General features: G+C 65.2%; 24 protein-coding genes, 1 tRNA gene and 1 riboswitch. Of the genes, 12 read left to right on the top strand and 13 right to left on the bottom strand.

Features of this window, described 5'->3' with window-relative positions:
- Positions 1-275 precede the first annotated feature (275 nt).
- The 4 genes from gntB (at position 276) to WS78_RS03295 (ending at position 4,387) form a co-directional block, all read left to right on the top strand.
- Positions 276-1,268 (top strand): guanitoxin biosynthesis L-arginine gamma (S) hydroxylase, encoded by a 993-nt coding sequence (gene gntB / locus WS78_RS03280; protein ID WP_059583500.1) that lies wholly within the window; start codon positions 276-278, stop codon positions 1,266-1,268.
- Positions 1,269-2,234 (top strand): proline dehydrogenase family protein, encoded by a 966-nt coding sequence (locus WS78_RS03285; RefSeq protein WP_059583501.1) that lies wholly within the window; start codon positions 1,269-1,271, stop codon positions 2,232-2,234. It begins immediately after the preceding gene.
- 64 nt (positions 2,235-2,298) lie between these two features.
- Positions 2,299-3,369, top strand: coding sequence for an aminotransferase class V-fold PLP-dependent enzyme (locus WS78_RS03290; RefSeq protein WP_231752725.1), 1,071 nt, complete (start codon positions 2,299-2,301; stop codon positions 3,367-3,369).
- 100 nt (positions 3,370-3,469) lie between these two features.
- Positions 3,470-4,387 (top strand): DMT family transporter, encoded by a 918-nt coding sequence (locus WS78_RS03295; RefSeq protein ID WP_059583508.1) that lies wholly within the window; start codon positions 3,470-3,472, stop codon positions 4,385-4,387.
- A gap of 708 nt (positions 4,388-5,095) precedes the next feature.
- Here WS78_RS03295 and WS78_RS03300 read toward each other — a convergent pair.
- The 9 genes from WS78_RS03300 to WS78_RS03340 all read right to left on the bottom strand — a co-directional run bounded on the left by WS78_RS03300 (position 5,096) and on the right by WS78_RS03340 (position 11,591).
- Positions 5,096-5,171 (bottom strand) — tRNA-Lys (locus WS78_RS03300).
- Between the two features lie 69 nt (positions 5,172-5,240).
- Positions 5,241-5,990: a tol-pal system protein YbgF gene (gene ybgF, locus WS78_RS03305; RefSeq protein WP_038753380.1), complete on the bottom strand. Its 750-nt coding sequence runs from the start codon at positions 5,988-5,990 to the stop codon at positions 5,241-5,243.
- Positions 5,991-6,009: 19 nt separating this feature from the next.
- Complete coding sequence (pal, locus tag WS78_RS03310; RefSeq protein WP_038753381.1) at positions 6,010-6,522, bottom strand: peptidoglycan-associated lipoprotein Pal; 513 nt, start codon at positions 6,520-6,522, stop codon at positions 6,010-6,012.
- Between the two features lie 17 nt (positions 6,523-6,539).
- Positions 6,540-7,841, bottom strand: coding sequence for a Tol-Pal system beta propeller repeat protein TolB (gene tolB, locus WS78_RS03315; protein ID WP_038753382.1), 1,302 nt, complete (start codon positions 7,839-7,841; stop codon positions 6,540-6,542).
- A 96-nt stretch (positions 7,842-7,937) separates the two neighbouring features.
- Positions 7,938-8,936 (bottom strand): cell envelope integrity protein TolA, encoded by a 999-nt coding sequence (gene tolA, locus WS78_RS03320; protein WP_038753383.1) that lies wholly within the window; start codon positions 8,934-8,936, stop codon positions 7,938-7,940.
- On the bottom strand, positions 8,933-9,382 hold the full coding sequence (gene tolR, locus WS78_RS03325) for a protein TolR (RefSeq protein ID WP_038753384.1): 450 nt from the start codon (positions 9,380-9,382) through the stop codon (positions 8,933-8,935). Before tolR ends, tolA begins: the two co-directional genes overlap by 4 nt.
- Positions 9,383-9,392: 10 nt before the next feature.
- Positions 9,393-10,070: a protein TolQ gene (gene tolQ, locus WS78_RS03330; RefSeq protein WP_006025431.1), complete on the bottom strand. Its 678-nt coding sequence runs from the start codon at positions 10,068-10,070 to the stop codon at positions 9,393-9,395.
- Positions 10,071-10,259: 189 nt separating this feature from the next.
- Entirely contained in the window at positions 10,260-10,742 is a 483-nt protein-coding gene (gene ybgC / locus WS78_RS03335; RefSeq protein WP_038753385.1) for a tol-pal system-associated acyl-CoA thioesterase, read from the bottom strand.
- Between the two features lie 102 nt (positions 10,743-10,844).
- Positions 10,845-11,591 carry an SDR family NAD(P)-dependent oxidoreductase gene (locus tag WS78_RS03340; RefSeq protein WP_038753386.1) on the bottom strand — a complete coding sequence of 249 codons (747 nt, stop codon included), beginning with the start codon at positions 11,589-11,591 and terminating at the stop codon, positions 10,845-10,847.
- Between the two features lie 207 nt (positions 11,592-11,798).
- Positions 11,799-11,899: riboswitch (ZMP/ZTP riboswitch) on the top strand.
- A 142-nt stretch (positions 11,900-12,041) separates the two neighbouring features.
- Here WS78_RS03340 and glyA point away from each other — a divergent pair.
- The 7 genes from glyA to WS78_RS03380 all read left to right on the top strand — a co-directional run bounded on the left by glyA (position 12,042) and on the right by WS78_RS03380 (position 16,777).
- Positions 12,042-13,289 (top strand): serine hydroxymethyltransferase, encoded by a 1,248-nt coding sequence (glyA, locus tag WS78_RS03350; RefSeq protein WP_059583509.1) that lies wholly within the window; start codon positions 12,042-12,044, stop codon positions 13,287-13,289.
- A 6-nt stretch (positions 13,290-13,295) separates the two neighbouring features.
- A complete protein-coding gene (nrdR, locus tag WS78_RS03355) occupies positions 13,296-13,775 on the top strand; it encodes a transcriptional regulator NrdR (protein ID WP_038753389.1) in 480 nt (159 codons plus the stop codon).
- Positions 13,776-13,960: 185 nt separating this feature from the next.
- Positions 13,961-14,521, top strand: coding sequence for a GspH/FimT family protein (locus WS78_RS03360; protein WP_038753390.1), 561 nt, complete (start codon positions 13,961-13,963; stop codon positions 14,519-14,521).
- The gene (locus tag WS78_RS37435; protein WP_082717260.1) at positions 14,518-14,928 is read left to right on the top strand and encodes a type IV pilus modification PilV family protein; all 411 of its coding nucleotides are present in this window, start codon (positions 14,518-14,520) and stop codon (positions 14,926-14,928) included. The genes WS78_RS03360 and WS78_RS37435 overlap by 4 nt, the downstream gene beginning before the upstream one ends.
- Positions 14,925-15,710 carry a PilW family protein gene (locus WS78_RS03370; RefSeq protein ID WP_059583512.1) on the top strand — a complete coding sequence of 262 codons (786 nt, stop codon included), beginning with the start codon at positions 14,925-14,927 and terminating at the stop codon, positions 15,708-15,710. The genes WS78_RS37435 and WS78_RS03370 overlap by 4 nt, the downstream gene beginning before the upstream one ends.
- A complete protein-coding gene (locus tag WS78_RS03375; protein ID WP_038753392.1) occupies positions 15,707-16,306 on the top strand; it encodes a pilus assembly protein in 600 nt (199 codons plus the stop codon). Before WS78_RS03370 ends, WS78_RS03375 begins: the two co-directional genes overlap by 4 nt.
- 18 nt (positions 16,307-16,324) lie before the next feature.
- On the top strand, positions 16,325-16,777 hold the full coding sequence (locus WS78_RS03380) for a type IV pilin protein (protein ID WP_059583514.1): 453 nt from the start codon (positions 16,325-16,327) through the stop codon (positions 16,775-16,777).
- 33 nt (positions 16,778-16,810) lie between these two features.
- Here WS78_RS03380 and WS78_RS03385 read toward each other — a convergent pair whose 3' ends face one another.
- The 3 genes from WS78_RS03385 to WS78_RS03395 all read right to left on the bottom strand — a co-directional run bounded on the left by WS78_RS03385 (position 16,811) and on the right by WS78_RS03395 (position 18,150).
- Positions 16,811-17,227: a DUF3318 domain-containing protein gene (locus tag WS78_RS03385; protein WP_038753394.1), complete on the bottom strand. Its 417-nt coding sequence runs from the start codon at positions 17,225-17,227 to the stop codon at positions 16,811-16,813.
- Positions 17,228-17,342: 115 nt separating this feature from the next.
- Complete coding sequence (locus tag WS78_RS03390; protein ID WP_038753395.1) at positions 17,343-17,732, bottom strand: phage holin family protein; 390 nt, start codon at positions 17,730-17,732, stop codon at positions 17,343-17,345.
- A gap of 115 nt (positions 17,733-17,847) precedes the next feature.
- Complete coding sequence (locus WS78_RS03395; protein WP_038753396.1) at positions 17,848-18,150, bottom strand: DUF883 family protein; 303 nt, start codon at positions 18,148-18,150, stop codon at positions 17,848-17,850.
- Positions 18,151-18,477: 327 nt separating this feature from the next.
- Between WS78_RS03395 and WS78_RS03400 the strand changes: the two genes are divergently transcribed.
- A complete protein-coding gene (locus WS78_RS03400; RefSeq protein ID WP_038753397.1) occupies positions 18,478-19,116 on the top strand; it encodes a peroxiredoxin in 639 nt (212 codons plus the stop codon).
- Between the two features lie 215 nt (positions 19,117-19,331).
- Here WS78_RS03400 and WS78_RS03410 read toward each other — a convergent pair whose 3' ends face one another.
- On the bottom strand, positions 19,332-20,519 hold the full coding sequence (locus tag WS78_RS03410; RefSeq protein ID WP_038753398.1) for an acyl-CoA dehydrogenase: 1,188 nt from the start codon (positions 20,517-20,519) through the stop codon (positions 19,332-19,334).
- Positions 20,520-20,521 lie beyond the last annotated feature (2 nt).

Here is a 20,521-nt window from a genome sequence, read left to right on the forward strand (position 1 = left end):
GCGGCGCGTCACCCGCACTTCGATTGCAGCTCCGACTACGAATATTCACCGTGCCGACGCTATTTTCGTCGGAATGTCGAAGTCGGTCGTCCATCAGACGAAAGTTCACGTGGATATCGACTAATTTGTCGTTTAATCAGCGCTATTTAATATGTAATATTCGCGATTGATGTTTGTTTGATTTATGAATGACATTTGGAGGGAAGTCGGTTTTCGATCGTGCGCATGTGTCATTGGGAAGCGCCTAGAAGAAGCACTTAAAAATAGGAACGTCCATGATAGAAAAGCATGTGTTCTCAAAGGAAATTCGCGAACGCTTGAAGCCGTTATTCGCCCTGAATAACTGGCGCGGCCCGCTGGAGCTGGCGAGCGATTATCTCTGCATCGCGGCGGCGGTCTATGCGACATATTGGTCGATGTGGTGCTATCCGCTTGCGCTGCTCGTGATCGGGTCGCGGCAGCGGGCGCTCGCCTCCCTGCTGCACGAGTCCTGCCACAAGACATTCACGCGCAACCGCACGCTGAACAATTTTTTCGGGCGCTGGCTTGCCGGTTACCCGATCTTCCAAAGCCATCGGGCTTACGTGAAATCGCACGTGCTCGACCATCACACGTTTCTCGGCGACGCGAACCGCGATCCCGATTACATCCACTACATCGAGAGCGGTTTGTTCGACGTGCGCGATCGCCTCGATTTCGTCATGCGATTCATTGTCAAGACGATCCTGCTTTTCAATGTCGGCAGCTATCTGAAATATTTGATGACGAACCGGCTCGGCGAGATTTCGGGTGACAAAAAAGAACTGATGGGATTGGTGTTGACGCAGGCGGCCATCTTTATGGCATTCTTCGTCACGGTGGGCCTGCTCGGTTATGTTATTTTCTGGATCGTTCCGATCATTACGACATTCCAGATCATTGGCTGGTTTTCCGAAATTTCCGAGCATTTTCCGGTCATTCGCACGACTCGAAGCACGCTGACGATTACCCGAAACCGCTTCCCCGTCCTGCTCGAGCGCGCTTTCATCGGCATGCACGGCGACAATTACCACCTCGTTCATCATTTGCTCGCGGGTATTCCGTTCTGGAATCTTCGGCGCGCGCATACGATCTTGCTCGGCGATTGCGCTTATGCGGCGGTCAATCGGACGTCGGGCGGCATTTTCACCGCGCCGTCCGGACGAATGTCCGTCATGCGATCGATTCTCGACGAGATCCGCGTTTCCGCTCCCCTCGATTTTCCCGTAGCTTCCCGCCAAGGTGCCTGAATGAACGACGAAATCACGATGCTCGCCGCAGCCGCATTGAAGGGGTTCGCCGCGAATCCGCAGTATGCGCAGCGTTTTCGTGAAGGATCTGCGTTGCGCGAATGGCTGCAAGTGCCGGCGAGCCGCTACATCGTCGCCGGCGACGCCGGCACCGCCGTCGAGCGGATGCGCGTGCTGGCCGGGAAAGGATACGAAGTCGGTCTCGAATGCGTCGGCGAAAACGTCACGGATCGCGAGGAGGTCCGGCGCGTCGAAGCGCAGTATCGGCGGTTGATCGATCTGCTGCCGCATGGCGGCCTGGGGCGGCGAACGGAGCTCAATTTCGATCTGAGCAACGTCGGCTTGCTGATCGCGCGCGATCTCGCCTGCGAGGTGACGGACCGCATCGCCGGCGCGGCGGGCGAAAGGGGCGTGTTCGTGACGCTCAGCATGGAGCGTTTTCCGATGGTCGACGATATTCTGTCGGTGTTCCATCAGCTCGCCGCGTCGCATGCGAACGTCGGCATCACGCTGCAGGCGTATTTGCACCGCACGGCCGGCGACCTCGACGCGGTGCTGCGGGCCGGGCGCAAGATCAGGCTTGTCAAGGGCGTGTACGACGAAGCGCCGGAGCGGGCGCTGCCGCGCTCTTCCGCACTGAACGACCGCTACGTCGAATTGGCGCGCCGCATGGCGGACGCCGGCGTCGACCGCAGTTTCGCGACGCAGGACCCGGCGCTCATCGAGCGTCTGATGCGCGACGGCCTGCTCGGCGGCGATGCGGAAATCGAGATGCTGCACGGCGTGCAACCGGGCAGGCTGCGCGATCTTCGCCGCGACGGTGTGAATTGCCGCGTCTACGGCACGTTCGGCGACAACTGGTATCTGCATTTCCTTCATCGCCTTGCCGAAGCGCCGGAAACCGTCCTGCTGGCGCTGGCGGACATCCAAGATCCGTCGCGCATCGTGTTCGGCGGCGAATACTGAGATGCGCCCGATTCACTTCAATACAGCGGGCGCGGGGCTCGCGTCGCCGGCGGTGATTCGCGCGATGACAGCCTATTTGAACGCTGAATTCGAGCACGGTGCATATGAGGCGGAACGCATGCACGCCGAGGCGCTCGATGCGGTGCGAACCGGTCTGGCGTGGCTGCTGAACGCGCCGTCGAGCAGGAACGTCGCGCTCTTCGACAGCGGCACGCGGGCGTGGCTGACGTGCGTGAATGCCATCACCGGATGGCGCGGCCGCGGCAAGGTGTGGACCACGCCGTACGAATACGCGGGCAATCTGCTCGCGTTGCAGATGCTGTGCACGCGGCATGCGCTCGAAATGGAGGTCGTGCCGCTGCTCGAGAACGGCGATCTCGACCTGGAATGGATCGAAGCGCACGCGGACGACGCGCTGTGCCTCGCGAGCGTGGTCCACGTTCCGTCGGGTTGCGGCATCGTGCTGCCGGTCGAGCGGATCGGGCGCATCCTTCGCGGCGCGAGTCCGCACGCGCTTTACGCGGTCGATGCGTGCCAGTCCGCTGGTCAGCTCGACACCGATTTCCAGCGAATCGGCTGCGACCTGCTGACGGCCGCGGGCCGCAAGTTTCTGCGCGGCCCGCGGGGCACCGGCTTTGCAATCGTGTCGCAGCGCTGGCTCGATCGATTGGGCGAACATCCGATCGACCTGCACGCGGCGGAAGTGCTGGCGTGCGATCGGCATCGGTTGCACGACGATAGCGCGCGTCGGCTCGAGCTGAGCGAAATGCACTTGGCGGCGTTGATGGGCCTGAAGGTCGCCGTCGACGAGGCGCGCGGCCGGGATCTCGACCCGGCGCGGCAGATCTACGCGGCGCTTTGCGAGCGGCTCGCTGATCGGGACGACGTGGCGTTGCTTCATCCGGGATCGGTTCACAGCGGAATCGTGAGTTTCGTGCATCGAGATCGGACGCCCATCGAAGTCGTTAATCATTTAAGATCGCATCGGATCAATGCGTGGAAAATCGCGGGCGGTCATACGCCGCTTTATCTGGGTGCGCGCGGTTTCGATTCGGCCATTCGGTTGTCCGCGCATTGCACGAATGCGATGTCGGATATCGACGATCTCGAGCGGGCGCTTTCCAGTTGGGCGTGACGCGCACGCTGCTTCGGCGTATCGGGGTGCGCATCATTCACCGAAACGGCATCGATATATAAAAGAATTTCACTCGTCGCATCAAGGGGACACCGAACTGATGGAAATAAACGGACGCCTGGACGGTCGGGCCTTTTCGGCTATCGGCATTGCATTGTTGACGTGGTCTTCGTCGTATGCCGCTATTGCATACTGTCTGGGCGCATTTACGCCTAGCGAGATCGCATTTTCGCGATTGTTGGTCGCTTCGATCAGTTTTGCGGCGTTATGGGCCGTCAAGCGCTTCTCGTTGCCGGCCGCGCGGGATCTGCCGAAAATCGCCGTGCTCGGCATTCTCGGATTGACGGTCTATCACCTTTGTCTTGCCTACGCGGAGACGCGCATTCCGAGCGGCACGGCGGCGATGCTCATCGCGCTGTCGCCGGGGGCGACCGCGCTGCTGTCCGCGATCTGGCTGCGCGAGTCGATCAGCCTGATCAAGGCGACGGGCTTCGCGATCGCGCTCGTGGGCGTAGCGTTGGTCGTCGTCACGAGCGGGCAGGGCTTCAGGATGGAGCCGGCCGCGCTGTGGGTGCTCGTCAGCGTTGCGGGCCTCGCGCTCTATACGGTCGGACTCAAGCCGATTCTCGCTCGCGTGGGATCGCTCGGCGTGACGGCGACTGCGTTCGCCGCGGCGACCATTGCCGCCGTGCCGTTCGGCGCGCCGCATCTCGCCGCCGCGATCGGCGACGCGTCGCATGCCCGCCTCGCCGCGTTGGCGTGGCTCGGCATCGCGCCGACGTTCGTCGGATACATCGCGTGGAATTTCGCGCTGCGGCGCGCGCCTGCATCGCAAGTCACGAGTTTTCTGTATCTGTCTCCACCGCTTTCGATTCTGATCAGCTGGATCTGGCTTGGCGAAAAGCCTCTGTTGATCACGCTATTGGGCGGCGGCGTCACGTTGATCGGCGTCGCATTGGTCAATGCGCGCGGCAACATCGGCAAGGCGGCGGGCGTTCAGCCGTCGAGAAGCGCGTGAATCCGTCGGCGCGCAATTCGCATTGTTCGCATTGATCGACTGAAATCGAATCGCGTCGCGTCGATGGGCGGGCCGCCGCGTAGGCGCCCGCGCAACGACCGAACGGCAGTCACGCCATGGGGGGCTCATGAATGTGAATCGATTCGTTTGGATCGGCGTAGCCTTGATCGAAGGCGGGCTGATTGCATTAGCGCTGGCCGCGGCTGCGTGCATCATACGCTGGGCGACGTTTGCGGCCGAGACGATGTGAGCGGAAACGGCGGGTTGGTTGCGCGGGAAGGGGGCTTCGTTCGAGTGTAACTGTCCGGCGTGCGAAAGCTGTGCATTTCTCGTTCGGTGGGGCGTGTTGCTTCGGCGTGCCGCTGCCTGCCGCCGAAGTGAATCGAGGCGACGGCGCGCGCATCCGTTGAGGCTGCCTGACGGCGCAAGGCCGAAAGGCAATTCTTGAACCGTTGTCGTCGACGTGAATGGAACGTGCGCTGGCGGCGCGCGGGCGTACTTCGAGCGCTGAGCGCAAACCGGACGCACGAGGATGCGCTCGGGTGGCGGGATGGCCGGGTGGGGGATTGTCGCGCCGAGCGATGCGACGCAGTGCGATGAGCGCGTAACGAACGAAGCCAAGTACGTCGACTTCATCGTCGCCGCCGAAATTCGACTTGCCGCAGATGCGAAAAGGGCCTGGCGCGAACGCCAAGCCCTTGATGTCTTTGGTAGGCCGTACTGGATTCGAACCAGTGACCAACGGATTAAAAGTCCGCTGCTCTACCAGCTGAGCTAACGACCCAAAAGAGGCAAAATTATAGCGGCCGCCTCGTGAGCTTGTCAACTCGCCGATTGGCCGCGCCGTTCGCCGTCACTTGATCGCATCCAGCTTGCTCTGCGCCGTTTCCGCCGCGTTCGAGCCGGGGAACTGCGACACGACCTGCTCGAACGTCTTCTTCGCGGCCGCCTTCTGGCCTTGCTCGAGCTGGTTGGTGCCGATCGCGATCAGCGCATCCGCCGCGCGGGGATGCTGCGGATAGTTCTTCACGAGGCCTTGCCACGTCGCCGTCGATCCCTTGTAATCGCGCAGCGCGTACTGTGCGTTGCCGAGCCAGTACTGCGCGGTCGGCTGATAGGGGCTTTGCGGATATTTGGCGATGAACGCGCGGAACGAAGCCGCTGCGCCCTTGAAGTTGCCGTTGCGGAATTGCTGCGACGCTGCGTTGAACGCGTCCGTTTCCCCTGGCTGCACCGTGCCCTCGACGCCGTCCACCGTCGTCTTCTGCGGCTCGAATTTCTTGAGGCGCGTATCGAGATCAGCGTAGTAATCCTTCTGCTGACGCTCGAGCGTTGTCAGACGGTTCGTCAGATCCTCGTTCTCGCCGCGTAGCGTCGCGACCTGCTGGTTCAATTGGTCGAGGCGGTTCGTCTGATCGAGGATCGTGCGTTGAGCGGCGGCGAGCTGGCTCGCCAGGCTGTCGGACTTGCTGCGCAAGTCGAGCACCGCACGGCGGGCTTCGTCGTCGTCGAAGAGGCCCGCGTGCGCCGGCGCGGCCGCGAGGGCCGCACCTGCCACGCACAGCGCGACGGCCGTGCGCAGCCAAGAAGGACGGTGCGTCATACAGCGATTCTTCCGTTACTTACTGTTGATAGACGAGGTCTGCGCGGCGGTTCTGCGCCCACGACGCTTCGTCGTGGCCGAGCGCGACCGGCTTTTCCTTGCCGAGGCTCACGGCTTCCATCTGCGAATCCGCGACGCCGAGCAGCGACAGCGCGCGACGCACGGCTTCCGCGCGCTTCTGGCCGAGCGCGAGGTTGTACTCGCTCGTGCCGCGCTCGTCGGTGTTGCCCTGGATCAGGATGTGGCGCTGCGGATGGCTCTTCAGGTATTGCGCGTGTTGCTGCAGCAGCGACTGGTACTGGTCCTGCACCGAGTAGCTGTCGAAATCGAAGTAGACGCTGCGCTTCGCGAGCGGGCTGTTCGGATCGTTCAGCGGGTCCACGGTCACTTGCGCGACGTTTTCGGGGTTCGGCTGCGTGCTGACCGCGCCGCCCTGGTTCGCGTGCTCGTCGAGCTTCACGCCCGACTTACATGCGGCGAGCGCGCCGATCATCAGCACCGCGAACGCCAGACGAAGTTTCTTCGACATCATGGTTACTCTCCTGTTGGTCATTGCATGAAGGGCCCCCAGGACGGCTCGCGAATCGCGCCGCCCTGAACGGACAAGATCTGCGGCGGCGCGCTGCCGTCGGACGGAACGGCAGCCAGCACGCTGCGGCCCCCCGATTGCGTAGCGTACAGAATGTACTGGCCGTTCGCCGCGAAGCTCGGCGATTCGTCGCGCGTCGTGTTGGTGACGGCGTTCGCCGCACCCGTTTGCAGATCTTGAACGTACAACTTGAAGCCCCCGCCGGTGCGCGAGATGTACGCGAGCAGCTTGCCGTCCGGGCTGACGCGCGGACTCGTATTGTAGCTGCCGGTAAACGTCACGCGCTGAGCGGTGCCGGCGCTCTCGCCTTCGGCGGGCATCCGGTAGATTTGCGGCGCGCCGCCGCGATCGCTCGTGAAATAGATCCACTTGCCGTCGGGGGAGTAGAACGGCTCGGTGTCGATCGAGCCGCTGCGCGTCAGGCGGCGCAGCCCGGTGCCCGTCGCGCTGACGGAATAAATCTGCGTGTTGCCCGTGAGCGACAGCGCAACGGCGAGCGTCTGGCCGTCGGGCGACCACGCGGGCGCGCTGTTGTTGCCTTTCTGGTTCGAGATCACGTAGCGGCGGCCCGTCGGCAGATCATGGATGTACACGACCGGCTTCTTCAACTCGAACGACACGTACGCGACCTTCGTCCCGCTCGGCGACCACGCGGGCGAGATGATCGGCTCCTTGCTCGTCAGCGCGGGGATCGCGTTCTGGCCGTCCGAATCGGAGATCAGCAGCTTGTAGACGTTGCCCGTGCGCTGCACGTACGACAGGCGCGTGTTGAAGACGCCGCGCACGCCGAGCAGCTTCTGGTAGATGTAGTCGGCGATCTTGTGGCCCGTCTTGCGCATCCCCTCGTTGTCGTTCGACGTCGTGAGCGACAGGCCGCCGAGGCTTTGCTGCTTGACGGTGTCGTAGAGGATGAAGTTGACCTTGTACTGGCCGCTCGGCTCGCGGTTCACGCTGCCCGCGACGAACGCATTCGCGCCTTTCGCCTTCCACGCGCCGAAATCGACCGACGCCGTCTCCGGCACGGGCGTGCTGCCCGCGTCGACGTTGGAGAACTTGCCGCTTCTCGCGAGGTCGGCGCGCACGATCGACGTGACCTGCTGCGGCAGGCTCGCTTCATTGACGAAATTCGCGGTGGCGATCGGAAACTGGGTGGAGCCGACGCCCGTGATCAGTACGTTCACCTGCGCGTGGGCGGTGCTGCCCGCGGCAATCAGACACGAGGCCACGAGTGCCCTGAAACCTAGCTTCGTCATCAAACTCATGCTTCCTGTTCCCGTATGTACGCTGCGCAACCGCAGAGACTCAAAAATACCCGATTCGTTCCCGGCGCGACGGCGGGAGTGTACGCGCAAACGCGCTCATTCCGCCGCCTTGAAGGTAATCGTAATCTCGGACGGGGTACGACCGTTGGTATCGGGCGGCAACGGCACCGACGCCTGGATCGCGCTGATCACCGCCTGATCCCACCCCGAATTTCCGCTCGACCGGCGGATCGACGCGCTGAGCACGTCGCCCGACGGCGTGCAGCGGATCGCGACGACGGTCACGAGACCGTCGCGCTCACCCGCCCACACGATGTTCGGTTTCACGCGCCGGCGAACCTTGTCCGCATAGCCGGGCGACGCCGCATTGCCGCCCGAGCCCGTGCCCGTGCCGCTCTTCGCGAGGCCTTCACCGCCGCCCGAGCCGCCGCCCGCCATGCCTTGCAATTGCGCGAGGCGGGCCTGGCGCTCCTTGTCGAGCTTCGCCTTCGCGGAGGCGTTCGCCTTGGCGGCCGCGGCGGCCTTCGCCGCTTTCTCGGCCTCGGCCTTCTTCTGCGCGGCGAGTTGTTCCTGTTTTTTCTGCTGTTCGAGCTTCTGTTGCTCGAGCTTTTGCTGTTCGAGTTTGCGCTGCTGCTCGGCGAGCTGCTGTTGCCTGAGCTTCTCGGTCTGCTTCTCGCGCTCGGCAGCCTTTTGTGCGGCGAGCTGGGCAGCCTGCTGCGCGGCGAGTTGCTGCGCCTTCAGCTGCTGCTGGCGGCGTTGCTCCTCGAGCTGCGCTTCGCGCGCGGCCGCGGCCTGCTGCTCGCGCCGTTTCTGCTGCAATGCGATGTCCGCCTCCTCGTTCTTCACGGGCGGCGGAGGAGGGGCGACTTTCGCGGGCGGCATAGGCGCGGGCTGCGGCGTCGACGTGTCCGGCACCGACGTCCACAGCTCCGCTTCCGCGCCCGCCGGCGTGCTGTTCTGCCATTGGACGCCGTGGTACAGAAAGAGCGCGAGCAGCACGTGCATCAGCGCGGCAAGCAGGAACGCGCGGCCTGTGCCGCGCTCGCGCGGCGGCCGAGGCGGATAGGCGGCGGTGCGCGACTGGCGAGGCTTCATTGCGACTTGACGAGGAGACCGACGCGCTTCACGCCGCGCGCCTTCAAATCGGACATCACGGTCATCACGGCGTCATATTGAACCGTCTTGTCGGCCGCGATCACGACCGGCTGATCCGGGTGGTCGGCCTGGCGCGACGCGATGAAGCTGTCGAGTTCGGCCTTCGTCACCGTGTCTTCCTGCGACGCGCCCGACTCGCCCTTGTAGCGCACGCTGATCTTGCCGTCGGCGCGGATGTTGACGACGACGGGCGGCGTCTGCTCCTGGGGCGCGGCGTTGCCGACGGTCGGCAGATTGACGATCGACGGCGCGACGAGGGGCGCAGTCACCATGAAGATGACGAGCAGCACGAGCATCACGTCGATGTAGGGCACGACGTTGATGTCGGCCATCGAGCGGCGCGAGCGGCCGCCGCGCATGCTGGAACGAATGGGGGTGCCGGCCATCGCGTGCTCCTTATTGCGCCTGGCGCTGCAGGATGTTCGAGAATTCTTCGATGAACGTTTCGAAGCGGATCGCGAGGCGGTCGATGTCGTGTGCGTAGCGGTTGTACGCGACGACGGCGGGAATCGCGGCGAACAGGCCGATCGCGGTCGCGACGAGCGCTTCGGCGATGCCCGGCGCGACGTTCGCGAGCGTCGCCTGCTGAACGTTCGCGAGGCCGCGGAACGAGTTCATGATCCCCCAGACCGTGCCGAACAGACCGATGTACGGGCTCACCGAGCCGACGGACGCGAGGAACGACAGGTTCGACTCGAGCACGTCCATTTCACGCTGGAATGATGCGCGCATTGCGCGCCGCGCGCCATCCAGGAGCAGCGCGGGGTCGTTCAGGCGCTTCTCCTTCGCCTTCAGGAATTCGCGCATCCCAGATTCGAAGATCCGCTCGAGCGCGCCGATCGTATGACGGTTGTTCGCGGCGCTCTGGTACAGCGCCTGCAGGTCGCCGCCCGACCAGAAATCGCGCTCGAAGCGTTCGGTTTGCGCGCGGGCGCGGCGGATCGCGAACCACTTGCGGAAGATGAACGTCCACGACATCAGCGACAGGACGAGGAGGAGCCCCATCACCGCCTGGGCGAGCACGCTCGCGTTGAGGACGAGGGAAATGATCGACAGGTCTTGAGAAGTGTTCATAGAGATTTGTGTAACGTCCCTTCGGGGAGGCCTGGCCAGGTACGCCCGGCCGGCGCGCTCCGGCGGCGTTCGGCAAGATGCTTGACCGAGCGCGCCACGCGCCGGCGGCGCGTCGCCGGAAGCTTTTCGCCGAACCTTGCTTAGTGGCGGATCACGGGGTCGAGTTCATCGGCTCAGTCTAAACGGCACTCACGCGCACGCCGTTGACACGGCTCGCCGGCCGCTTGCGGACGGTCCACGCTCGAGCGCGACGCGAACGGACGGCGGGATGGCGGCCGGCTTGAACGTCGAGCGGTCGACGCAGCCGATTCGCACGTCCGCGGCGACGAGCAGCGTGCCGTCTCGCCACGCCTGCTGTTCGAATTCCACCGTCGCGCGGCCGAGCCGCGAGATTTTGCAGACGATTCCGAGCGCGTCGTCGAGCCGCGCAGGGGCGCGGTAGTCCAGCTCCGCGCGGCGGACGATGAAGATCGTGTCCGTTTCGTCGGCGATCCGGCTCTGGTCGATGCCGCACGCGCGCAGCCACTCGGTGCGCGCGCGCTCGAAGAACTTCAGGTAGTTCGCGTAGTAGACCACGCCGCCGGCGTCGGTATCTTCGTAGTAGACGCGGACCGGCCACGCGAAGTCGGGCGCCGCGTCGGGCTGTCGGCTGGGTTCAGTCATGGCGCGCATTCTACCGGAACGGACGTTCGCGATTTCCCTGATTCGTAACGGAATGTTGCCTTTTGCGGGGCCGCCCGGCAGGCTGCGCGGGCGGTCCGGCGGGGAGCGGGCTCAGCCGCGATGGACGGTCAGTCCGGCGGGCGCCTGCGCGACGGGCATCATCTCGATCGTGTTGATGTTCACGTGCGCGGGGCGGGTGGCGACCCAATAGATCGTGTCCGCGATGTCCTCGGCGGTGAGCGGCTGGACGTTCGCATAGACGCTCGCGGCTTTCGTGTCGTCGCCGCGGTAGCGCACGTTCGAAAACTCGGTGCCGCCGCAGAGACCCGGCTCGATATCGGTGACGCGCAGCGGCGTGCCGATCAGGTCGGCGCGCAGGTTCAGGCTGAACTGGCGTACGAACGCCTTGGTCGCGCCGTAGACGTTGCCGCCCGGGTACGGATAGCTGCCCGCGACGGAGCCAAGGTTGAAGATGTGGCCGCGGCCGCGCTCGACCATGCCGGGCAGCAGCGTGCGCGTGACCGTGACGAGGCCCGAGCAGTTGGTGTCGATCATCGTCTGCCATTCGTCGAGGCTGGCTCTGTGCGCCGGCTCGACGCCGAGCGCGAGGCCCGCATTGTTGACGAGGACATCGATCGCGGCGAATTCCGCGGGCAGCGCGGCCGGCACGGCTTCGACGGCCGCGCGGTCGCGCACGTCGAGTTCGATCGGCAACAGGGCGCCGCCGAGCTCGGCGGCGAGCGCGTCGAGGCGATCCTTGCGGCGCGCGGTGGCGACGACGCGGTGGCCGCCATTGACGAAGGCGCGGGCGATGGCGGCACCGAAACCTGCCGACGCGCCGGTAACGAACACGATCATTGCTGCTGCTCCTTGAACGAGGCTTGCTGGGGAGAACTCGCTAGCCTACTGGCATCGCGGCGGTGCGGCAAGGCGCGGCGGCGCTCGCCCGCGACGCATTCCCGGGAATGCCCGGCCGGATGCGCGATAGATTTGTCCCTTAATATGGTTGGGCGGCGCCGGGCGCGGTTGCCTATTCATGGCGCATCCAATAAACTAACGCGCTCAATGTCCCTGCGTGACTGGCGATAAGGCCTTTCGAGGTCAAGGTGGAGCGTCCCACCGTGAAGCGCAGGGCGTCGCTTTTGCCGTTCGCCTGGGCAGCCGTTGTGCGCCGCGTTGCGCGCTTTGCCGGTGGCTGTCCTGCCTCGCGTTCCACGGAATCCTCCGCCACGTCGAGCCGGCTGCGCCGCCGGCTGCGCGACGCATTCGGCCACTTCGGTCAACCTGTACACACTTAACGGAAACCGTATGTTTGACAGAGCCCAAAGCACCATTGCGAACGTCGATCCCGAGATCTGGCAAGCGATCCAGCAGGAAAACGTCCGCCAGGAAGAGCACATCGAGCTGATTGCGTCGGAAAACTACACGAGCCCGGCCGTGATGGCGGCGCAAGGCTCGCAGCTCACGAACAAGTACGCGGAAGGCTATCCCGGCAAGCGCTACTACGGCGGCTGCGAATACGTCGATATCGTCGAGCAGCTCGCGATCGAGCGCGTGAAGGCGCTGTTCGGCGCCGAAGCCGCGAACGTGCAGCCTAATTCGGGTTCGCAGGCGAACCAGGGCGTGTTCTTCGCGATGCTCAAGCCGGGCGACACGATCATGGGCATGAGCCTCGCGCACGGCGGCCACCTGACGCACGGCTCCCCCGTCAACATGTCGGGCAAGTGGTTCAACGTCGTCAGCTACGGCCTGAACGAAAACGAAGACATCGATTACGAAGCCGCCGAGAAGCTCGCGCACGAGCACAAGCCGAAGTTGATCGTCGCGGGCGCGTCGGCGTTCGCGCTGAAGATCGATTTCGAGTGTCTCGCGAAGATCGCGAAGGCGGTCGGCGCGTACCTGATGGTCGACATGGCGCACTACGCGGGCCTGATCGCTGCGGGCGTCTACCCGAACCCGGTGCCGCACGCCGATTTCGTCACGACCACGACCCACAAGAGCCTGCGCGGCCCGCGCGGCGGCGTGATCCTGATGAAGGCCGAGTACGAGAAGCCGATCAATTCGGCGATCTTCCCGGGCATTCAGGGCGGTCCGCTGATGCACGTGATCGCCGCGAAGGCGGTCGCGTTCAAGGAAGCGCTGTCGCCGGAATTCAAGGAATACCAGCAGAAGGTGGTCGAGAACGCGCGCGTGCTGGCCGAGACGCTCGTCAAGCGCGGTCTGCGCATCGTGTCGGGGCGCACCGAGAGCCACGTGATGCTCGTCGACCTGCGTGCGAAGAACATTACCGGCAAGGCGGCGGAAGCGGCGCTCGGCAATGCGCACATCACCGTCAACAAGAACGCGATCCCGAACGATCCGGAAAAGCCGTTCGTGACGAGCGGCATCCGCCTCGGCTCGCCGGCGATGACGACGCGCGGCTTCGGCACGCAGGAAGCCGAACTCGTCGGCAACCTGATCGCCGATGTGCTCGAGAATCCGGAGGACGCGGCGACGATCGAGCGCGTGCGCGTGCAGGTCGCCGACCTCGCGAAGCGTTTCCCGGTCTATCGCTGATCGGCCATGCGCTGCCCGTTCTGCCGGCACGACGATACGCAAGTGGTGGATTCGCGCGTGTCGGAAGACGGCGCCGCGATCCGCCGGCGTCGCCGCTGCTCGGCCTGCGACAAGCGTTTCACGACGTACGAGCGGGTCGAGCTGGCGTTGCCGGCCGTCGTGAAGAAGGACGGCAGCCGCACCGAATTCGACCGTCGCAAGATCGTCGCGAGCATGCAATTGGCGCTGCGCAAGCGCCCGGTTGCGGCCGATGCGATCGATGCGGCGGTCGCCCGAATCGAATATCAGCTGCTCGCGTCCGGCGAGCGCGAAATACGCAGCGAAAAGCTCGGCGAACTCGTGATGAACGAGTTGCGCCAGCTCGACACGATCGCCTATGTGCGTTTCGCGTCCGTCTACCGCCGGTTCGAAGACGTGTCCGAGTTCGCGGACGTGATCGAGGAATTCCGCCGCACGGCGCCCGCGAAGCCGCCGCGCAAGCGCTGAGCTCGCGCATTCCGTTTTCCGTCTCGTTTCCCATTCCATACGTTTCTCCCGCGTAGCACGCGGTGTTCGTGCTCGTCAGGGCGATTGTCGTGCGTCCGGCCGCAATGTGCGATTCGGCCATTCGGCAGATGGCGCCCGTTCGTCGGCCCCGGTAGAGTCGGCGCATCGGATTCACGGAGCGGGCGATGCGAGCGGAAGGTTGCGGGCGAGCGACGGCGGGTTTCATGCTCGTCGAATTGATGGTCGTGCTCGTGCTGGTTGCACTTGTTGCGACGTTGGCCGCGCCAACGTTCGCCGGCGCGCGCATGCGCGACCGGATCGACGCACGTGCGCGCGTGTTCGGCGCATCGCTCGCGTATGCGCGAGGGGAGGCGGTCAGGCTCGGCATGCGCGTCATGCTGTGCCGCAGCGACGCTGCCGCGAGATGCATCGCGGCGGGGCGGCCGTGCGACGACGGAGCGACCGACTGGTCGTGCGGCTGGGCCGTGGCCGTCGCGGACGGCGAGCGCGGAACGCGCGTCTTGCGACGCATTGTGCGCGACGCTCAGGTGGCCGTGACGGGCGCGGGCGGCGACGTCGTATTTACGCCGCCTGCGGGCCAAGTAATCGGCGGCTTCCGGAGTTTCGAGTTCGCGCCGAGCGATGCGTCTGACGCGTGGCGCGGCGACCGTTGGCGACGCTGTTTGCGGATCGCGGCAGGCGGTCGCGTACGGCTTTCCGAGGGCGGTTGCGGAGCGTCGACATGATGCGATTTCGGCCGATGCGCGGGAGCTCGTTGCTCGAGGTGGCGATCGCATGCGCGCTGCTCGCGATCGCGGCGCTTGGCGTAATCGCCGCTTTTCTCGCGACGATACGCGGCGAACGCGACGCCGCGGCGCGCGAGCAGGCGATGCTCGTCGCCGATTCGTGGGCGGAGATGGCGCGAGCCGGCGGGCCGTCGGGCGTCGATTGGGACCTGTCGATGTCACGTTTGCGTCACGGGAGGCTCGTCGCGACGAGCGGAGGCGCCGGCACTGCTAGCGTGCGCGTCGAATGGCAACGCTCCGGAGCGGTTGCGGTGGAGCCGTTGCGCTGTGAAGGCGATGTTGCGGCTTCGCGTGACGGCGACAGGCAATGCGTGGCGCTCGCGTATGTATCGACGGAGCGCTCATGATGCGAGCGGCGCGTTGGCGTGCCCACACGCTGATCGAGGTGATGATCGCAATGGCGCTCGGCTTGCTGATCCTGCTGGCCGCGATCTCGCTCTATCGCGTGCAGCGGGCCGCCTATGCAACGGCGGCAGAGGCCGCGCGGTTGCGCGACGCTGCACAGGCATCGCTCGCGCTGATTGCCCAGCAGATCCAGATCGCGGGCTTCGTGCCGCTCGACGCGCACGATGCGCTGCCCGTGCAGGGGCTGTTCGGCTGTGTCGCGGGAAGGCCTGTCGGAGCCGACGGGCAACTCGCATGCGATCCGCTCGCGAACGGCTCCGACGGCCTCGTCGTCCGCTACGTCGGTGACGGCAATTCCACTTGGCCGACGACGAGCGGCCAAGCGACGGACTGTCTCGGCCAGGGCGTCGGCGCTGCCGACGGAAAGCCGGTGATCGTCAATCGCTTCTACGCGCGCGTCAGCACATCGACGGGCGAGCCGGAGCTGTACTGCGAGGGCAGCGGTAGGCCCGGCATCGCACAGCCGCTTGTCGAGGGCGTCGAGCGCTTGCGTTTGCGCTACCGGCTGAGCGGTGCAGTGCAGTGGACCGATGCGTCGGCTTTGACCGCCGCGGATTGGGCGCATGTGGCCGCCGTGGCCGTTTGCGTGCAAGTGCGGGGCATGCGCACGGGGCGACTCGTGCGTTACGTCGATTGCGAAGGGCGAACGTCGAGCGCGCAGGACACGCGCACGAGGTTCTCGTTGCGACGGTATGTTGCCGTTCGCAATCGAGAAAGCGCATGATGCGTTTCGCAGCCGTGCTTCGGGCAAAACGCGTGCGGATCGTTCGCCGCCATTCGGTGCGGCGCGAAGCGGCGTGGCGGCGCGAGCGCGCAACGCGCGGCTCGTCCGGTGTTGCGCTGCCAGGTGTACTTGCCGTAACGGCTTCGTTGATCGTGATGTCGTCCGCGTGGTTCGAGATTGCGAAGACGGAAATTCGGCGCACGACGAACGTCGCGAGTCGATCGATTGCATTTCGCGCAGCGGACGCCGCGCTCGAGGCGTGCGCCGATGCGCTGTCGAGCGGTACGGCGCCATTCGCCCCCGCGGGAGGCGATGCGACGACGGCACGCGAGCCGGATGGGTGGCGGCAACCGGGCGCGTTCGACGGCGGCGGCGCGTTCAGGCCATACGCCGGATGGCCGGGCGCGGCGCAGGCGCCGAGCTGCGTGATCGAAGCGTGGAAGCTGCCGGGTCGTCCCAACGCGCGCGCATACCTCGTGACCGCGCGTGGCGTGGGTGCGATGAAGGATACGGTCGAGTGGCTGCAACTGCAGGTTGCGATCGACAGCAGTCGCATCGAACGCCGTTGGCGCCGGGTTGTGGGACGGCCGGCATAGATGGAGAGGGAAGCGGTAATGAAGTATGTTGAACGCAGTTCGCATTTGCGCGGTTTCACGCTGATCGAAGTGATCGTCGCACTTGCGATCGTGGCCGTGCTGGCGGCGCTTGCGGTGCCGTCGTATCGCGGCCATGTCGAACGCGGGAACCGGTTGAGCGCGATTGCCGCGCTGTATCGCGCCGCGCAGTATGTCGACGCGTTCGGCGAGGGGGCGCCCGCCACATTGCCGGAAGAAATGAACCGGGTGCCCGATTCGGACAACGCCGTCTATGCGTTGCGGATCATGTTCGACGGCGCGCGTGGTGGTTATGCGCTGGAGGCGAGCCCGACCGCCAATGGTGCGATGCGGGACGACCGCTGCGGAGCCTATGTGCTGCACGCGGACGGCACGCGCGAGAATCGCGTGGCCGGAGCGAATGCTGCCGGCCGGGATATGCCGAACGCCGACGCTTGTTGGCGAACGGGTTAGGCGCGATTCGGCCCGAGGCTCGACCGATTGCGGCTACGCACGCCGATCGCGCGGCGCCGGCGCGTCGGATGGGGCGGATGAGTCGTCGCTGCTCTTCGCCTGCCTCCAGATCTGATACGCCTCCCACACCGCGAAGCCGACGGCACCCCATTTGAGTGCGGGGCGCGCGCTTGCCCGCAGCAGCGCCCGCATGGGCTTCGCCAGCACGACGGATGCGAGCGAGCTCAACAACGGATACTGGCTGACGAGCGCGCCGAGCGTCGCGTTCACGTTCCTCGCCGACTTGCCGAGCGAGCCGCCCGACACGCCGGGCACGAGGAACTTCAGCCACTTGAAATGCGTGACGGACTGGCGCAGCTCGGCGCCCGCCTGTGCGAGTTCCAGGCGCTCGACGTCGGAGCGCAGGATCAGCAGTTCCTTGCGTAGCGCGCGGTACTGGGCCGCGCTCATGTGCCGCTTCTGCGAAGCGGTGCGGAATCGTTGTTCCGGAGCGGAGTAACTCATGGCGCGTCGACGGGAGATTGGCGAGAAGAAGAAGGGCGCGGCGAGGAGCGCGGCCGCGCGTTCACGACTTGCCGCGGAACAGCTCGCGGTCCTTTTCCAGTTCGTTCAGCGTCGCCTCGAACACGACGGGCGCATTGCGTAGTCCCGAGCGCGCCTTCAGTCCGCAGAAGAGCGCGCCGAGCGCGTAGAGCGCGGTGATGACGGCGAGCGACTGCCAGCGGTAGGTGTCCCAGAACGCGATCGTGACGAGCACCGTGAGGCTGATGAGTGCCATCGTCGCGAGCATCATTGCGGCGAGTCCGAGGAAGAGCACGCCCATCAGGCGCTCCTTCTCCTCGGCGAGCTCGATGCCGACGAGTTCCAGCCGGGTCTGCAGGAGCGCGAACACGGAGCCGAGCAGGCGGCGCAGCGGTCCGTGCGCGGACTGATGCGATGAGGTTTCTGTCGTCATGGATGAAGCGCTTGCGCGCGGAGAACGGCCGGCGCCGCGACGGGCCGGAGCGCGTAATCCCGGCGGCGCGCCCGTGCGCGCCGCCGGGGGCTGTCTCTCGCGTTGGCGCGCCGCGTTACTTGCGATTGATCAAGAGGCCGACCAGCACGCCGACGCCGGCCGCGATGCCGATCGACGTCCACGGATGCTCGTGTACGTAATCGTCGGTGGCGCGCGCCGCCTTCTTGCCTTTTTCGACCACGACCACCTGAACGTCGGCCGCCTTCTCCTTCGCCTGCTTCAGGCGCGTGAGCGCCTTCTCGCGCAGCTCGGTCGCACGGTCGCCCGTGCTGCTCGCGGCCTGCTTCAGCAGGTCTTCCGCGTCCGCGAGAACAGTTTTGATATCCGACATCAGTTTCTCCTTGTTGACTTCAGACATTGCGACTCCCTTCTTGCCGAGGCGGGTTGTCCTACGCACATCGTAGCGAAACCCGTGCCTGCGGGCGAGCGCGGCGGCTCAGCGTACAGGCGGCGCAAGATCGCGCTTGTGTAGCATGGTAAACGACTTGCAATGACAATAGAGAGCCGATCCGGAACGAAAAAGTTTCCGGGATTGTCAAACGCCTCTCGGCAAGAATGACGAAAAGGCATGAATATCTGACGGAATAATCGTTCGCGCCGGCCGTAGAATCCCTTAAGCTAAAAGCTTGCCCGTGCGCATCGTGCGCCGGGGCACCCAACCCATGCAAGTTCAAGGAGCTGCAACATGAGTCTACGTCTTGGCGACACCGCGCCGGATTTCGAGCAGGATTCGAGCCTCGGTCGCATCAAATTCCATGGATGGCTCGGCAACAGTTGGGGCGTCCTGTTCTCGCATCCGGCCGACTACACGCCCGTCTGCACGACGGAGCTCGGCCTGACCGCGAAGCTCAAGGGCGAATTCGAGAAGCGCAACGTGAAGGTGATTGCGCTGTCGGTCGACAGCGTCGAGTCGCACAAGGGCTGGATCGACGACATCAACGAGACCCAGGCGACGAGCGTCGGCTTCCCGATCATCGCCGACGGCGACCGCAAAGTTTCCGAGCTGTACGACATGATTCATCCGAACGCGAACGAGACGCTCACCGTGCGCTCGCTATTCGTGATCGACCCGAACAAGAAGGTGCGCCTCATCATCACCTACCCGGCAAGCACCGGCCGCAATTTCGACGAAGTGCTGCGCGTCATCGACTCGCTGCAATTGACCGACAACTACAAGGTCGCGACGCCCGGCAACTGGAAGGATGGCGACGACGTCGTGATCGTGCCGTCGCTGCAGGACCCGGAAGAGCTGAAGCAGCGCTTCCCGAAGGGCTTCAAGGCGGTGCGTCCGTACCTGCGCCTGACGCCGCAGCCGAACAAGTGAGCGGCGTGCGCGCCGCGCGTTTTCGCGGCGTGACTGTCATGTGACGAAAAAGCCCCGGCGAGCGTGCCGGGGCTTTTTCGTTTGCGGCGACACCGAAGCGATCCGGAGGCCCCGGCCGGCGCGTGGCTGCCGAGCAACGCGCGCGGGCCTCGGCGGCGCGGGCGTCGGCCAAAGCGCAAAGCGGGAAGCCGGCCCGGATCGCGTATGCGCGAGGCTCAAAAGAACGCCTGAATGCCCGTTTGCGCGCGGCCGAGAATCAGCGCGTGGATGTCGTGCGTGCCTTCGTACGTATTCACCACCTCGAGATTCACGAGATGGCGCGCGACGCCGAATTCGTCCGAGATGCCGTTGCCGCCCAGCATGTCGCGCGCGAGGCGGGCGATGTCGAGCGCCTTGCCGCACGAGTTGCGCTTCATGATCGACGTGATCTCGACGGCCGCCGTGCCTTCGTCCTTCATCCGGCCGAGCCGCAGCACCCCTTGCAGGCCGAGCGTGATTTCGGTCTGCATGTCGGCGAGCTTCTTCTGGATCAACTGGTTGGCGGCGAGCGGCCGGCCGAACTGCTTGCGATCGAGCACGTACTGGCGCGCGGTGTGCCAGCACGATTCGGCCGCGCCGAGCGCGCCCCACGCGATGCCGTAGCGCGCCGAGTTCAGGCACGTGAACGGGCCGCGCAGGCCCTTCACGCCCGGCAGGATGTTCTCTTCGGGCACGAACGCTTCATCGAGCACGATCTCGCCCGTGATCGACGCGCGCAGCCCCACCTTGCCGTGGATCGCGGGCGCCGACAGGCCCTTCCAGCCCTTCTCGAGAATGAATCCGCGAATTTCGTCGCGGCCGTCCTCGTCGAGCTTCGCCCAGACGACGAACACGTCGGCGATCGGCGAATTCGTGATCCACATCTTCGAGCCCGACAGCGAGTAGCCGCCCGGCACCTTCTTCGCGCGCGTGACCATGCCGCCCGGATCGGAGCCGTGGTTCGGCTCGGTCAGGCCGAAGCAGCCGATCCATTCGCCCGTGGCGAGCTTCGGCAGGTACTTTTCCTTCTGAGCGTCGGAGCCGAATTCGAAGATCGGCACCATCACGAGCGACGACTGCACCGACATCATCGACCGATAGCCCGAATCGACGCGCTCGACCTCGCGCGCGATCAGGCCGTAGCTCACGTAGCCGAGACCGGGGCCGCCGTACTGTTCGGGGATCGTCGGGCCGAGAAGGCCGAGCTCGCCCATCTCGCGGAAGATCGCCGTATCGGTGGTTTCGTGGCGGAACGCCTGCGTCACGCGCGGCGCGAGCTTGTCCTGCGCGTAGGCGTTCGCGGCGTCGCGCACCATGCGCTCGTCGTCGCCGAGCTGCTGGGCGAGCAGCAGCGGATCGTCCCAATGAAAGGTTGCGGCAGCCATCT

It is taken from the genome of Burkholderia savannae (assembly GCF_001524445.2).
Lineage (GTDB): Bacteria > Pseudomonadota > Gammaproteobacteria > Burkholderiales > Burkholderiaceae > Burkholderia > Burkholderia savannae.

Coding starts and splice junctions, on each gene's coding strand:
- gntB (WP_059583500.1), top strand. CDS start 276: ATGATAGAAAAGCATGTGTTCTCAAAGGAAATTCGCGAACGCTTGAAG.
- WS78_RS03285 (WP_059583501.1), top strand. CDS start 1,269: ATGAACGACGAAATCACGATGCTCGCCGCAGCCGCATTGAAGGGGTTC.
- WS78_RS03290 (WP_231752725.1), top strand. CDS start 2,299: ATGACAGCCTATTTGAACGCTGAATTCGAGCACGGTGCATATGAGGCG.
- WS78_RS03295 (WP_059583508.1), top strand. CDS start 3,470: ATGGAAATAAACGGACGCCTGGACGGTCGGGCCTTTTCGGCTATCGGC.
- ybgF (WP_038753380.1), bottom strand. CDS start 5,990: ATGACGCACCGTCCTTCTTGGCTGCGCACGGCCGTCGCGCTGTGCGTG.
- pal (WP_038753381.1), bottom strand. CDS start 6,522: ATGATGTCGAAGAAACTTCGTCTGGCGTTCGCGGTGCTGATGATCGGC.
- tolB (WP_038753382.1), bottom strand. CDS start 7,841: ATGAGTTTGATGACGAAGCTAGGTTTCAGGGCACTCGTGGCCTCGTGT.
- tolA (WP_038753383.1), bottom strand. CDS start 8,936: ATGAAGCCTCGCCAGTCGCGCACCGCCGCCTATCCGCCTCGGCCGCCG.
- tolR (WP_038753384.1), bottom strand. CDS start 9,382: ATGGCCGGCACCCCCATTCGTTCCAGCATGCGCGGCGGCCGCTCGCGC.
- tolQ (WP_006025431.1), bottom strand. CDS start 10,070: ATGAACACTTCTCAAGACCTGTCGATCATTTCCCTCGTCCTCAACGCG.
- ybgC (WP_038753385.1), bottom strand. CDS start 10,742: ATGCGCGCCATGACTGAACCCAGCCGACAGCCCGACGCGGCGCCCGAC.
- WS78_RS03340 (WP_038753386.1), bottom strand. CDS start 11,591: ATGATCGTGTTCGTTACCGGCGCGTCGGCAGGTTTCGGTGCCGCCATC.
- glyA (WP_059583509.1), top strand. CDS start 12,042: ATGTTTGACAGAGCCCAAAGCACCATTGCGAACGTCGATCCCGAGATC.
- nrdR (WP_038753389.1), top strand. CDS start 13,296: ATGCGCTGCCCGTTCTGCCGGCACGACGATACGCAAGTGGTGGATTCG.
- WS78_RS03360 (WP_038753390.1), top strand. CDS start 13,961: ATGCGAGCGGAAGGTTGCGGGCGAGCGACGGCGGGTTTCATGCTCGTC.
- WS78_RS37435 (WP_082717260.1), top strand. CDS start 14,518: ATGATGCGATTTCGGCCGATGCGCGGGAGCTCGTTGCTCGAGGTGGCG.
- WS78_RS03370 (WP_059583512.1), top strand. CDS start 14,925: ATGATGCGAGCGGCGCGTTGGCGTGCCCACACGCTGATCGAGGTGATG.
- WS78_RS03375 (WP_038753392.1), top strand. CDS start 15,707: ATGATGCGTTTCGCAGCCGTGCTTCGGGCAAAACGCGTGCGGATCGTT.
- WS78_RS03380 (WP_059583514.1), top strand. CDS start 16,325: ATGAAGTATGTTGAACGCAGTTCGCATTTGCGCGGTTTCACGCTGATC.
- WS78_RS03385 (WP_038753394.1), bottom strand. CDS start 17,227: ATGAGCGCGGCCCAGTACCGCGCGCTACGCAAGGAACTGCTGATCCTG.
- WS78_RS03390 (WP_038753395.1), bottom strand. CDS start 17,732: ATGACGACAGAAACCTCATCGCATCAGTCCGCGCACGGACCGCTGCGC.
- WS78_RS03395 (WP_038753396.1), bottom strand. CDS start 18,150: ATGTCTGAAGTCAACAAGGAGAAACTGATGTCGGATATCAAAACTGTT.
- WS78_RS03400 (WP_038753397.1), top strand. CDS start 18,478: ATGAGTCTACGTCTTGGCGACACCGCGCCGGATTTCGAGCAGGATTCG.
- WS78_RS03410 (WP_038753398.1), bottom strand. CDS start 20,519: ATGGCTGCCGCAACCTTTCATTGGGACGATCCGCTGCTGCTCGCCCAG.